The sequence below is a fragment of the Herbidospora galbida genome (genome assembly GCF_005233835.1).
Classification (GTDB): Bacteria; Actinomycetota; Actinomycetes; order Streptosporangiales; family Streptosporangiaceae; genus Herbidospora; species Herbidospora galbida.
Genome location: NZ_SZQA01000080.1, coordinates 1 through 14,303 on the forward strand (window position 1 = coordinate 1; position 14,303 = coordinate 14,303).

At 73.9% G+C, this 14,303-nt stretch carries 5 protein-coding genes; 4 read left to right on the forward strand and 1 reads right to left on the reverse strand.

The features are described 5' to 3' along the window. Positions 1-10,516, reverse strand: a 10,516-nt coding sequence (locus FDA94_RS38130) for a non-ribosomal peptide synthetase (RefSeq protein WP_170991311.1), incomplete at its 3' end; no start/stop codon positions are given. 141 nt (positions 10,517-10,657) lie between these two features. Here FDA94_RS38130 and FDA94_RS38135 point away from each other — a divergent pair. From FDA94_RS38135 to FDA94_RS38150, 4 genes are all read left to right on the forward strand, one after another. Next, entirely contained in the window at positions 10,658-11,665 is a 1,008-nt protein-coding gene (locus FDA94_RS38135; protein WP_246060381.1) for a FecCD family ABC transporter permease, read from the forward strand. A 1-nt stretch (position 11,666) separates the two neighbouring features. After that, positions 11,667-12,728, forward strand: a complete 1,062-nt coding sequence (locus tag FDA94_RS38140) for a FecCD family ABC transporter permease (RefSeq protein WP_137251887.1) — start codon at positions 11,667-11,669, stop codon at positions 12,726-12,728. A gap of 7 nt (positions 12,729-12,735) precedes the next feature. Then, positions 12,736-13,542, forward strand: a complete 807-nt coding sequence (locus tag FDA94_RS38145) for an ABC transporter ATP-binding protein (protein ID WP_137251888.1) — start codon at positions 12,736-12,738, stop codon at positions 13,540-13,542. Positions 13,543-13,544: 2 nt separating this feature from the next. Continuing rightward, a partial coding sequence (locus FDA94_RS38150; RefSeq protein WP_170991312.1) for an AfsR/SARP family transcriptional regulator occupies positions 13,545-14,303 on the forward strand: 759 nt, incomplete at its 3' end.

Here is a 14,303-nt window from a genome sequence, read left to right on the forward strand (position 1 = left end):
CGAACAGGTCCCTGATGGCGAGTTCGGCGCCGAGTTCGGCGCGGGCCCGGCTGACCACCCGGGTGGCCAGCAGCGAGTGGCCGCCGAGCTCGAAGAAGGCGTCCTCGGCCGTGATCTCCTCCAGGCCGAGCACCTCGGCGAAGATGCGGCAGAGGGTCTCCTCGACGGGCGTGCGCGGCGCACGGCCTCCCCCGCTCGCGACCGGCTCGGGCGACGGGAGGGCGGTGAGGTCGAGCTTGCCGTTGTCGTTCATCGGCAGCTTCGGCAGCACGACGAACGCCCCCGGCACCATGTAGTCGGGCAGCTCCCGCTTGACGTCCTCCCTGACCGCCGCGACCAGCGCGCTCGCCCGGCGGGCGTCGCCGGGGTCGTTGGCGAGGGGCGTCGCCCCGGTCGGGCGGTGGACGCCGCCGAGGGCGCGCGGGATCTCGGGCAGGAACACCGCCTCGAAGCAGCCCGGTTCCGGCGACCAGGTGGTGACGGCAGGCCCGAAGGTGTGCAGGAACTCCGGCTCGACGCCGCCTTCGACGAGACGGGCGTCGGGGATGCCCGTGACGCGCATCGGGCTTCCGTCGAACCCGGTGAAGTCGGGCCAGGCCACGCCGGGAACGCCGGACACCGAGATCTCGGGCGCGGACTTGTGGATCACCACGTCGTAGCGGTATCGGGACAGCTCGTTGTGGTGGTGGCCGCGCTTGGTGCGCAGGTCCACGGGGTGGCCGAGACCCGCGAAGTAGTCGGGGTCGACCAGGAGCTCCTTCTCCAGGGCGAGGCTGCGGTCGACGTCGCCGCCCTTCACGGCCTGGATCGCCTCGTGGAAGTGCCGGTTCAGCCGCAGGTTGCGGACGTCGCCGACGAACAGCGCGCCGCCCGGCCGGAGCAGCGCCATCGCGCCCTCGATGACCTCGGTCAGGTGGTCGAGGCTCGGGAAGTACTGGATGACGGAGTTGATGACGATCGTGTCGAAGAAGTCGCGCGGCAGGCCGTCGGTGACGTTCGCCGCCTGGTGCCGCAGGGTGATCTTCGCGGCGAGCGCGGGATCCCGCTGGAGGTCGGCGCCGATCTTGCGGATGACCGGGGCGGCGAAGTCGGTCGCCCAGTAGCTCTCGGCCTCGGGGGCCAGCTTCGACAGCAGCAGGCCGGAGCCGACGCCGATCTCCAGCACGTTCCGCGGCTTCAGCGCGCGGATGCGGTCGACCGTCGCGTCGCGCCACTCGCGCATGTGCTCCAGCGGGATCGGCGTGCCGTCGTAGGAGCTGTCCCATCCGGCGAAGTCCTCGGTCCAGACGGCGGTGCCGATCTCCTCGTACTCGTCGGAGTAGATCTCCTGCCACTCGCCGATCTGGGCGCTCTCCGCGGCCCGCTTCTCCGAGTCCCGCTCGGGCGCGGGCACGAGGTAGGCCACGAGGCGGTCGTCGCGGACGACCACGGCGGCCTGGGCCACCTGCGGCAGGCGGGTGAGGGCGCTCTCCACCTCGCCCGGCTCGATGCGGTAGCCGCGGATCTTCACCTGGTCGTCGGTGCGGCCGAGGAAGTCGATGTTGCCGTCCGGACGCCGCCGCACCAGGTCGCCGGTGCGGTACATGCGCTCGCCGGGCAGCCCGAACGGGTCGGCGACGAAGCGTTCGGCGGTCAGGCCGGGGCGGCGCAGGTAGCCGCGGGCCAGGCCGATGCCGGAGATGTAGAGCTCGCCCGCGACGCCCTCGGGCACCGGCCGCAGCCAGCCGTCGAGGATGTGCGCCCGGGTGCCCCGGATGGGGGTGCCGACGGTCGGGGTGTCGCTGTCATGCGTGCCGCCGCCGAGCGTGTTGATCGTGTACTCGGTCGGGCCGTAGAGGTTGTAGCCGTAGGTGCCCTCGGTGTCGCGCAGCACCGACCACACGTGGTCGGAGACGGCCTCGCCGCCGAGCAGCACCAGCGGCGGCCGGTGCCCTTCGAGCAGCCCCTCCTCGATCAGCACGTGGGCGTACGTCGGGGTGACGTTGACGACGTCGATCTTCTTGGCCTCGCAGTAGGCGACCAGCGCGAGGGCGTCGCGGCGCAGCTCCTCGTCGCAGACGTGCACCTCGTGGCCCTCGACCAGCCACAGGAGTTCCTCCCACGACATGTCGAAGGCGAACGACACCGTGTGCGCGATGCGCAGGCGACGCCCTCCGGCCGAGGCGACGGCCGGGTCGAAGATCTCGCTCTGGTGGTTGAGCTGCATGTTCGTCAGGCCCCGGTAGGGCGTGACGACGCCCTTCGGGCGGCCGGTCGACCCGGAGGTGTAGATGACGTAGGCGGGGTGGTCGAGGCTGAAGGAGACGGTGACCGGGTCGGGGGCGTGGTCGTCCAGGCGGTCGAGGTAGACCCTCGGGGTGCCGGTCGCGATGCGCGCCGAGACCTCCGGCGTGGTGACCAGGACGACCGGCCGGGCGTCGTCGAGCATGGCGGCCAGGCGGTCGTCGGGGTGGTCGAGCTCCAGTGGCAGATAGGCGGCGCCGGTCCTGAGCACGGCGAACAGCGCCGCGACCATGTCGATCGACCGGGGCAGGCCCAGGGCCACGACGGCCTCGGGCGCGGCGCCGTGGGCGATCAGCAGGCGGGCGATGCGGTTGATCCTGGCGTCGAGTTCGGCGTAGGTGACCGTCACGTCGCCGAAGACCAGCGCGGTCGCGCCGGGGGTGCGCTCGGCCTGCCGCGCCAGCAGGTCGGCGACGGTGTCGGACGGCTCCTCGACGCGGTTCTCCCCGGGGTCGACGGTCTCGGCCGGGAGCGAGGCGTCGAGGCGGCCCGTGGGGGCGGTGAGGTCGGCCGCCAGCCGCGTGACGATGAGCGCGAACCGGTCGAGGAGGTCGGTGGCGTACCGCTCGGTCACGAGGTCGGGGCGGTAGGCCAGGGTGACCCTGGTGGGGTCGCCCGGGGTGACGATCAGGTTGACCGGGTAGTGGGTGGCGTCGACGTTGGCGATCGCGGTCGCGCCGTAGCGCTCGCGCAGGTCGGCCAGGCGTTCGCGGGTGTCGCCGTCGCGCATGACGAACAGGGTGTCGAACAGCCTGCGGTGGCCCGTCTCGGCCTGGACGACGCCGAGGCCGAGCCACTCGTGCGGCATCAGCGCGAGGCGTTCGTCCTGCACCCTGCGCAGCAGCGCGCCGACCGGCTCGGCGGGGTCGAGGGCGATGCGGGCCGGGACGGTGTTCAGGAACAGGCCGATGACGTTCCCGACGTCGGGGACCTCGGCCGGGCGGCCGGCGACCGTGGTGCCGAACACGACGTCGCTCCGGCCGGTGACGCTGGCCAGGGTGAGGCCCCACGCGGTGGTGAACAGGGTGTTCAGGGTGAGGCCCTGCCCGCGGGCGACCTCGCGGAGTTCGCCGGGCAGGTCGCGGTCGAGCTGCTCGGGGATGACCGGGTCGTGGTCGCCGGGGGCGAGCAGGGTGGGCTCGTCGAGGCCCGTCAGCGCCCTGCGCCAGGCGGCGGTCGCGACGGCGGTGTCCTGGGCGTCGAGCCAGGTCAGGTAGTCGCGGTAACCGCTCGTGCCCAGGGGGGCGTCGAGGTTCTCGTACAGCGAGAAGAGCCGGTCGAGGAACAGCCACGCCGACCAGCCGTCCCACAGGAGCAGGTGGCGGCCGATGACCAGGCGGTCGCGGTCGGGGAGGCGGATCAGCAGGACGCGGAAGAGGATCGGCCGGTCGAGGTCGAACCGCTTGAGGCGCTCGGCCCGCATGAGGGCGTCGAGGTCCTCGGGGTCGTCGTGGACCTCCAGCGGGATCTCGTAGTCGGTCGCGATGAACTGGACCGGCTGGCGCAGGCCGTCGCTGGTGAACCCGGCGCGCAGGCCCGGGGTGGCGGCCAGCAGCGCGCCGATCGCGGCGCGCAGCCGCTCGGGGTCGAGCCGGCGGTCGAGGTCGAAGGTCTCGTGGACGGTGTAGACGTCGAGCTCGCCGGCGTCGAAGTTCGAGTGGAAGAACAGGCCCTCCTGGAGCGGCGCCAGCGGCCAGACCTCCAGGTCGCCGAGCTTCGCCCGCTCGTCGTCGGTGAGGTGGAACTCCGACCGGGCCGTCGTCGTGGCGGCCACGGCCTCGGCGGTCGCGGCGAGCGCGGCCGGGGTGCGGTGCACGAAGACGTCGCGCGGGCTGACCGCCAGCCCGGCCGCGCGGGCCCGGCTGGAGACGCCGATCGAGCTGATGCTGTCGCCGCCGAGCAGGAAGAAGTCGTCGTCGGCGCCGACCTCGCCGAGCTTGAGCACCTCGGCGAAGATCGCGGTCAGCAGCTCCTCGCGGGGGCTCTCCGCCGCGCGGGCCGCCGCCCGGCGCGCGGTGGGCGCGGGCAGGGCGTCGCGGTCGAGCTTCCCGCTCGGCGTCAGCGGCAGGGCGTCGAGGACCACGTACGCCCCGGGCGTCATCGCGGCCGGGAGCCGTTCGGCGACGGCCTGGCGGACCCCGTCTTCGGTGACGTCGCCGACGACGTAGGCGACCAGCTGGCCGGCCCGGACGGTGACCGCCGCCCGGGTCACGCCGTCGACGGCGGCGAGGGCGGCCTCGACCTCGCCGAGCTCGATGCGGTTGCCCCGCAGTTTCACCTGCCGGTCGGTGCGGCCGAGGTAGTCGACCGTGCCGTCGGGGCGGCGCTTGACGAGGTCGCCGGTGCGGTACATGCGCCGGCCGGGCTCGAACGGGTCGGCGACGAACCGCTCGGCGGTCAGGCCGGGGCGGCCGTGATAGCCGACGGCCAGCTGGACGCCGGTCAGGTAGAGCTCGCCGGGCACGCCGTCGGGCACCGGCCGCAGGCAGGTGTCGAGCACCCGCAGGCCGGTGTTCCAGACCGGCTTCCCGATCGGGACCGTGACGTCGTCCTGGTCGGTCGTGTACGGGTGGTGGGTGACGTCCACGGCGGCCTCGGTCGGGCCGTAGAGGTTGTGCAGGGGCACGCGGGTCAGCTCGGTCCAGCGGCGGGCGGCCTGGCCGGGGAGGGCCTCGCCCGAGGAGAAGACCCGCCGCAGCGAGCCCGCCCACGACGGGTCGGCGGTGATCTCCGGAGCCGCGAGGAACGCCTCCAGCATCGACGGCACGAAGTGCATCGTGGTGACCCGCTCGGCCGTGATGAGGCCGGCGAGGTAGGCCGGGTCGTGGTGGCCGTCGGGCCGGGCGAACACCACCGCCGCGCCCTCGCACAGCGCCCAGAAGAACTCCCAGACCGAGACGTCGAAGCTGGCCGGGGTCTTCTGCAGGATCCGGTCGTCCGCCTGGAGAGGGTAGGCGCCCTGCATCCACTCAAGCCGGTTGACGATGGCCTCGTGGGAGACCACCGCGCCCTTGGGACGGCCGGTCGAGCCGGAGGTGTAGATCAGGTAGGCGGGGTCGCCGGGCCGGGCGAGGGGGTGCGGGCGGCCGTCGTCCACCGGGTCCGGGGCTGCGTCGGGGACCAGGGCCGGGTGGCGCTCGCCGCCCGAAATCTCGACCTTGAGCTCCCGGCCGCGGATCACCGTCGTCGCGCCGCTGTCGGCCAGCATGTACGCGATCCGGTCGGCCGGGTAGCCGGTGTCGATCGGCAGGTAGGCCGCGCCCGACTTCAGCACCGCCAGCAGCGCGATCATGAGCTGCTCCGACCGGGGCACCGCCACGGCCACGACGTCGCCGCGCCCGGCGCGCAGCCGGGCCGCGAGTTCGGCGGCGCGGGCGTCGAGTTCGGCGTAGGTGAGCCGGGTGTCCTCGTACACGACCGCGAGCGCGTGCGGGGTCCGGGCCGCCTGTTCCGCGATCTTCCGGCTCAACGTGGCCGGTTCGATCGGCACGGTCTCCCCCCGCTGCGGGCGGACGTCCTCGGCCAGGTCGACGCGGGCGACGCGCTGGCCGGGGTCGGTGGCGACGGCGGTGAGCAGGCGGGCCAGCCGGTCGGCGACGCCCTCGGCGTCGGCGCGCGGCACCCGCCCGTCGTGGAACTTCAGCCGCAGGTCGAGGCGGCGGCCCGGCTTGACGATCAGCGCGAGCGGATAGTGCACGGTGTCGTGGAACTCCGCGCCCGCGATCCGCACCCCGCCCGCCGTGCGGCCGCCGCTGGACGGATAGTTCTCGAACACGACCAGGGTGTCGAACAGCTCACCGCCGCCCGCGCGTCCGGCGGCCCGCTGGACGGCGGCCAGGCCGAGGTGCTGGTGGTCGAGCAGGGCGGCCTGCTCGTCCTGGAGCCGGGTCAGCACGTCGGCCAGCGTCGCCGACGGGTTCCACCGGAACCGGGTCGGCAGCGTGTTGATGAACAGGCCGACCATGTCCTCGATCCCGGCCACCTCGGCGTCGCGGCCGGAGACGGTGGTGCCGAACACGACGTCGTCGCGCCCGAGGGTGCGGCCGAGGAGGAGCCCCCAGGCCCCCTGGACGACCGTGCTCAGCGTCACGCCGAGCTGGCGGGCCCGCGCGGTGAGCCGTTCGGTGACGTCCTCGGCGAGCTCGACCCGCACGTGCGCCGGGACCACCGGGGCGGGCGGCGCGTCGATCACGCGCGTCGGCTCGTCGAGCCCGGCCAGGGCGTGCGCCCAGGCCGCCCGCGCGCCCTCGCGGTCGCGCCCGGCGAGAGCGCGCAGGAACTCCCGGTACGGGGTGACCTCCGGCAGCTCCTCCCCCGCGTAGAGCGCCAGCAGCTCGCGATGGAGCACCGGCAGCGACCAGCCGTCGGCCACGATGTGGTGGAAGGTGAGGACCAGCCGCCGGCCGCCGATCAGGGCGCACCGCAGCAGCGGCGCGTCGGCCAGGTCGAACGGCCGGGCCCGCTCCTCGGCGGCGACGTCCACGGTGACATCCACGGTGACGTCGTGCGCGGCCTCCCGCCACGGCAGCACCGCCTCGCGCCTGATCACCTGCACGGGTCGGCCGTCGGCGCCGGGCCGGAAGCAGGCCCGCAGCGGCGCGTGCCGGGCGACCAGCCGCTCCGCCGCCCGGCGCAGCCGCTCGGGGTCGACGTCGCCGTCGAGCTCGACGACCTGCTGCACCACGTAGGCGTCGTGGTCGTCGGCGAGCGAGTGGAAGTAGAAACCCTCCTGGAGGGGGCTGAGCGGCAGGAGCTCCTCGACGTCGAGCCCGGCGACGTCGGCGCCCCCGGGCACGTCGAGGGTCCGGGCGGCCTCGGCGTGGACGTCGGCCACGACGCCGGCCAGCGCGGCGACCGTCCGGTGCCGGAAGACGTCGCGGGAGGTCAGCCGCAGCCCGGCGGCGCGGGCGCCGGCGAGCACCCGGATGGCGGTGATGCTGTCGCCGCCCAGCGCGAAGAAGTCGTCGTCGATCGTCACGCCGGACACGCCCAGCGCCTCGGCGAACAGCGCGCAGAGCAGTTCCTCACGGGGATCGCGCGGGGCGCGGCCGGAGCTGAGCGCGGCGTAGTCGGGGGCGGGCAGGGCGGCGGCGTCGATCTTGCCGCTGGCGGTCACGGGGAGCCGGTCGAGCGGGGTGAACGCGGCCGGGACCATGTAGTCGGGCAGCCATTCGGCGGCGTGCGCCCGCAGGATCCGCATGAGCGCCTGGACGTCGCGGAACGGCGCGGGGCGGTTGGCGAGCGGGAAGCCGCCGGACGGCCGGTAGACCGGGCAGCCGGCCGCGGCACGCACGCCGGCGGGTGCGCTTGCGCCGTCACCGGTCACCGGCCGTGTGAAGACCGCCTCCAGGGAGCCGTCGTCCGCCTGGGCGTCCCAGGTGATCGCGGCCTGGAGGCCCCGCGCCTCGGCGAGGGCGTGCAGGTCCTCGGGGTCGACGCCCTCGGCCGCACCGGGGCGGCTGGTGTCGTCGATGGCGTACAGGGCGGTGAGGTCGGCGGTCAGGCGGGCGTTGGGGATGCCCGTGACGCGCAGGCCGTCGGTGGGGGTGAAGCCGGGGCCCGTCCAGCGGACCGTCCGCTCCTCGGCGGGTCCGGCGACGCCGGGGCGCAGGACGACGTCGTAGCGGTAGCGGGTGAGTTCGTTGTGGAAGCGGCCCCGCTTGACCCGGATGTCGGCGGTGAAGCCGTCGAGGGTGGCGAAGAAGTCGGGGTCGAGGAGGAGTTCGCCCTCCCACCGCACCGAACGGTCGGTCGCCGCCCTGATCGCCTGCTTGTCGTCGGGGTGGCGGCGCGTCTCCACGGCGGCCCGCAGGGTGCGCAGGAGCCGGAGGTTGCGCACGTCGCCGACGAAGACCGCGCCGCCGGGGGCCAGCAGCGTCGCCGCGCGGCGAATGACCCGCTCCAGGTAGGCGGCGTCGGGGAAGTACTGCGCGACCGAGTTCACCACGACGACGTCGAAGAAGCCCTCGGGCAGGCCGGTGACGTCGTCGGCGGGCCGGGCCCGCAGGCGCACCTTCCCGGCGAGCGCCGGGTCGAGCCGGTCGCCGAGCGCGCGGATCGCCTCTTCGGACAGGTCGGTGGCCCAGTAGGCCTCGGTCGAGGGCGCGATCCGGTCGAGGATCAGGCCGCTGCCCGCGCCGATCTCCAGAACGCGCTTCGGCGTCAGCGCCTCGATGCTCGCGACGGTGGCGTCGCGCCACTCGCGCATCTCCTCCAGGGGGATCGGGAGGCCGTCGTACATGCTGTTCCAGCCCGCGAAGCCGTCGCCGGCCGAGGCGGAGTAGAGCAGCTCGTGCAGGTCCTTCCACTCCTCGACGCTCGCGCCCTCCTCCAGCGAGGGCACGACGTAGGCGGCCAGCCTGCGGTCGCCCGGCCGGTCTTCGCGCACGACGACGGCGGCCTGCTCGACGGCCGGGTGTGCGCGCAGCACCGACTCGATCTCGCCGGGCTCGATGCGGAATCCGCGGATCTTGACCTGCGAGTCGACCCGGCCGAGGAACTCCAGGCGGCCGTCCGACCGCCATCTGACCAGGTCGCCGGTGCGGTAGAGGCGCTCGCCGGGCCCGCCGAACGGGTCGGCGACGAACCGCTCGGCGGTGAGCGCCGGGCGGCCGAGGTAGCCGCGCGCCAGGCCCTCGCCGGCGAGGTAGAGCTCGCCCGGGACGCCCGCCGGGACCGGCTGCAGCCGGTCGTCGAGCACGTAGGCGCGGGTGCCCGGGTCGGGGACGCCGATCGGCACGATGGAGCCGGGCGCGATGTCCGGGTCGCAGAGGCCGAGCGTGGAGTTGGTGGTCGCCTCGGTCGGGCCGTAGGCGTTGAACATCATCCGGCCCCGCGCGTAGCGGTTCACCAGCTCGGGCGAGACCCGCTCGGTGCCCGCGAGCAGCGTCGCCGGGGGCAGCACGACGTCGGCGGGCATCGCGTCGAGCAGCGCGGGCGGAAGGATCATGAAGGTGATGCCGTGGGCGTGCGCGTAGTCGGCCAGCGGCCGTCCGGGCACCCGCCGCTCCGACGGCACCACCACCAGGCGGCCGCCCGACAGCAGGCCGAGGCACAGGTCCCAGAACGCGACGTCGAACGACGGCGAGGCGAACTGCAGCACCCGGCTGTGCGGCCCGATCCCGAACCGCTCGACCTGGGTGGCGACCAGCTTGGCGACCCCGGCGTGCGACAGCACCACGCCCTTGGGCCGTCCGGTGGAGCCGGAGGTGTAGATGACGTAGGCGGCGTTGTCCACCCGCAGGTCGATCACCGGATCGGTGGCCGGCCTGGTCTCCAGTTCCCGTACGGTCTGCGCCGCGTCGAGCACCAGGCTGCCCGGCTCGGCGGTCTCGGTGGTGGTGACCATGCAGACCGGCCCGGCGTCCTGGAGCATGTAGGCGACGCGGTCGGGCGGATAGTCGGTGTCGACCGGCAGGTAGGCGGCGCCCGACTTGAGCACCGCGACCTCGGCGACGATCAGGTCCAGCGACCTCGGCACCGCGAGCGCGACGACCTTCTCCGGGCCCGCGCCGCGCGCGATGAGGGCGTGTGCGATGCGGTTGGCGCGCGCGTTGAGCTGGGCGTAGGTGAGCGACTCGTCCTCGAAGACCAGCGCGACCTCGTCGGGGCGGGCGGCGACCTGGTCGGCGAACATGGCGGGCCACGTGCGCAGTGGCACGGCGTGCGTGGTCGGGTTCCAGCCGTCGAGGATCAGGGATCTCTCGTCGGCGGGGATCAGGTCCAGGTCGGCGACGGGGGCTCCGGGGCGGGCGAGCGCGTCGGCCAGCAGGGTGGCGAGGTGGGCGGGGTCGCCGGGGCCCTCGAAGACGGCGTCGGCGTCGTCGAAGGTCACCGTGAGGGCGACGTCGGCCGGCCATGAGCCCACTGCGACGGCGACCTCGGGGAGTTCCTCCGGGCGGCCGTGGGCGCGGGCCTCGTCGAGGGCGGCGGTGACGCTGCGTACAAGATCTGCGAAGGGGGTGGCCCCCGTGAGGGCCAGGCGGAGCGGGAGGGTGTCGTACCCGATCAGTAAGTCGGTCGTGCCGCTGTAGCGGTGCAGCAGGGCCGCGAGGGCGGCCAGCCGGGTCGCCTCCGGGGCGGCGGGCAGGGCCCGCCGCCCGCGCCGGGGTCCGGGCGGGAGTGCCGTGTCCACGGGGAGAGTGAGCCGCTGAGGAAGAGGGGTCAGGCGCTGGCGCCAGAAAGCCGCCGACTGATCGATAGCGGACACGAAAGACCGAGCCTCCCAAACCATAAACGCTACTACTAAGGTAAGCATTACCTAAGTTCTCGGGAAAGGCTACCTAAACCCGGGCGCTAGAGTTAAGGGCTGCCTAACCTAAGATGAGGATTCGTGGCGATCGGTTCAGTTACTCCCAGTAAGTCACCTCCCGGGGTGCGGCCGACGTTGCTGCTGACCCTGCTGATCGCCCTGCTCGTCCTCGTCTGCCTGCTGTCTCTCGCGCTCGGCCCCGTCGCGATCCCCGTCGACCAGGTCGTCGCCGCCCTCACCGGCGACCCGGTGTCGTCGAACGTCGAGAACATCGTCTGGTCGGTCCGCGGCCCCCGCACCGCCATCGGCCTGACCACCGGCGTCGCCATCGGCCTGGGCGGCACGCTGATGCAGGCGCTCACCCGCAACCCGCTCGCCGACCCGGGCCTGCTCGGCGTCAGCGCGGGCGCGTCGTTCGGCATCGTCGTCTCGATCGTGGCCTTCGGCATCGGCACCCTGTACGGCTTCATCTGGTTCGCCCTGCTCGGCGCGGCGGCGGCCAGCGTGATCGTGTTCGTGCTGGGCCGCATGGGCCGCTCGGGCCTCACCCCGGTGAAGCTCGCGCTGGCCGGCATCGCCGTGACCGCGTTCCTCGGCTCGGTGACCAGCGCGATGGTCCTCATGGACGTCGAGGCGCTCGACCGCTACCGCTTCTGGTCGGCCGGCTCGCTGGCCGGTCTGAACGGCGACGTGGCCGTCCAGATCCTCCCGTTCGTGGTGGTCGGCGCGGTGCTCGCCCTCGCCTCGGCCCCCGCGCTCAACAGCCTCGCGCTCGGCGACGACGTGGCCACCTCACTGGGGCGCAACCTCGCCCTGGTCCGCACCCAGGGAGTGGTCGCCATCATGCTGCTGACCGGCGCCGCCGTCGCCGCGATCGGCCCGGTCGTCTTCATCGGCCTGGTCGTGCCCCACGTGGCCCGCGCGCTGGCCCAGTCGGCCGGCCTCGGCCCCGACCACCGCTGGCTGCTGCCGCTCTCGGCGCTGATCGCGCCGGCGCTGCTGCTCGTGGCCGACATCGCCGGCCGCCTGATCGCCAAACCGACGGAAGTGCAGGCCGGCGTGCTGATCGCGTTCCTGGGCGGGCCCTTCTTCATCATGCTGGTCCGCCGCCGCAAGCTGGCGGAGGTGTGACGTGGCGACCAAGACCCTCTCCCCCAAGCCCGGCGCGCACTTCCGCATCACGCTCCCGCCCCTGTCCGGACGCCTGCGCCCCCGCCTGATCACCGTCTGCACCGCGCTGGCCGCCGCCACCTTCCTGCTGGTCGCCTGGGCGGTGTCGATGGGCGACTTCCCCATCACCTTCACCGAGGCCCTGCGGGCCGTCGTCGGCATCGGCGACCCGGGCACCCTGCTGATCGTGCAGGAGCTCCGCCTGCCGCGCGCCGTCGTCGGCGTCCTGGTCGGCTTCGCGTTCGGCCTGTCGGGCGCCATCTTCCAGACGATGACCCGCAACGCCCTGGCCAGCCCCGACATGATCGGCTTCACCCAGGGCGCCGGCACCGCCGTCGTCGCCGGCATCGTCTTCGGCTGGACCGGCACCGTCAGCACGCAGGTCCTGGGCCTGCTCGGCACCTTCGTGATGGCCGCCCTCGTGTACGTCCTGGCCTGGCGGCGCGGCACCACCGGCTACCGCATCATCCTGGTCGGCATCGGCCTCCAGTGGATGGCCACCTCCGCCACCGACTACCTGGTCGCCCGCGGCATGCAGTTCCAGGCGCACGCCGCCCTCGGCTGGCTCACCGGCAACCTCAACGGCCGCGACTGGTCGCAGGCCCTGCCGCTGGCGGTCACCATGGCCGTGCTGGTCCCGGCGGCGCTGGCGCTCGGCCGCCTGACGCGCACCCTCCAGCTCGGCGACGACGTCGCCATCGGCCTCGGCACCCGCGTCCAGTTCGTCCGGCTCGCCCTGCTGGTCACCGGCGTCGGGCTGGTCGCCTTCGGCACCGCCGCCGGAGGGCCCATCGCGTTCGTCGCGCTGGCCGCCCCCCAGATCGCCCAGCGGCTGGCCGGCACCGCCTGGCCTCCCCCGCTGGCGGCCGGCCTGACCGGCGCGCTGTTCGTGGTCGGCTCCGACCTCGCCGCCGCCCGGCTGTTCTCGATGGAACTCCCGGTCGGCATCGTCACCGGCGTCCTCGGTGCCCCGATTCTGCTCTGGCTGCTCATCCGCGCCAACCGCGCCGGCTCAGGAGGCTGAGATCAGCATGACCCTTCACTCCGTCCCCGAACTCCAGGCCGGCGGCCTCCAGCTCGCCTACGACCAGCGCGTCGTCGTCGACGACCTCGACGTCAAGGTCCCCCCGGGCCGCATCACGGCCATCGTCGGCGCCAACGCCTGCGGCAAGTCGACGCTCCTGCGCGCCCTGGCCCGGCTGCTGGCCCCGCGCAAGGGGGCGGTGCAGCTCGACGGGCGCGCCCTGCACTCGATCCCGACCCGGGAGCTGGCCCGGCGGCTCGGCATCCTGCCGCAGGGCCCGATCGCGCCCGAGGGCCTGACCGTGCTCGACCTGGTCACGCGCGGGCGCTCGCCGCACCAGACGTGGTGGCGGCAGTGGTCGAAGGCCGACGAGTCGGCCGTCCACGGCGCGCTGGCCGCGACGGGCATCGCCGACCTGGCCGGCCGCGCCGTCGACGAGCTGTCGGGCGGCCAGCGCCAGCGGGCCTGGATCGCGATGGCGGTGGCGCAGGGCACCCCGGTCCTGCTGCTGGACGAACCGACCACCTACCTCGACCTGGCCCACCAGATCGACGTCCTGGACCTGATCCACGACCTGAACCGCAACGAGGGCCGCACGATCGTGATGGTCCTGCACGACCTGAACCAGGCCTGCCGGTACGCCGACCACGTGATCGCCATGAAGGGCGGGCGCATCGTCGCCGAGGGCGACCCGGCCGACGTCATCACGGCCGAGAACGTGGCCGAGGTCTTCGACCTGCGCTGCCAGGTGACGACCGACCCGGTGAGCGGGACGCCGCTGGTGATCCCGATGGGCCGCCACCACACGTCGTAGCGGTGGCCGTCCCTTCGCTGACCGTCCAGGTCCTCGGCCCGCTGCGGGTGTGGCGCGACGGCGTCGAGGTCGACACCGGGCCGCGGCAGCAGACCTACCTGCTGGCCCTGCTGCTGATGCGGGCGGGCCGTCCGGTCAGCTCCGCCGAGCTCATCGACCTCGTCTGGGACGACGGCATGCCGGCGTCGGCGTCGAACATCGTGCACAAGTACGTCGGCACGCTGCGCCGGCTGCTCGAACCCGGCCTGCCCGCGCGGGCGGCCGGCTCCTTCCTCCACCGCCGCAACAGCGGCTACCAGTTCGACGACGGCCGCGTGTCGCTCGACCTGGCCGAGTTCCGCCGGCTGCTGGGCCGCGCCCGCGCCGAGGCCGACGCGCACCGGTTCGACGAGGCGGCCGCCTCCTACGAGGAGGCGCTGTCGCGGTGGCGCGGGTCGGCGGGCGACGGGCTGGCCGTCGGCGCCGCCGCCGCTCCCCTGTTCGCCTCGGTCAACCGCGAACTGCTCGACGCCTGCGTCGAGGCGGCCCGCGTCGCCGTGCCGCACGGCCACGCCGGCCGCATCCTGCAACCGCTGCGCCTGGCCGCGTGGATCGCGCCCATGGACGAGACGATCCAGGCGACGCTCATGACCGCGCTGGCGGCGTCGGGACAGCCGGAGGAGGCCCGGTCCGTCTTCGAGACGGTGCGGGCCCGGCTGGCCGACGACCTGGGCATCGATCCAGGACCGGCGCTGCGCGAGGCCCGCCGGCAGGTGCTCCCC

Excerpts from the sequence above, each read along its gene's own strand:
- FDA94_RS38145 (WP_137251888.1), top strand. The coding sequence starts at position 12,736 with ATGACCCTTCACTCCGTCCCCGAACTCCAGGCCGGCGGCCTCCAGCTC.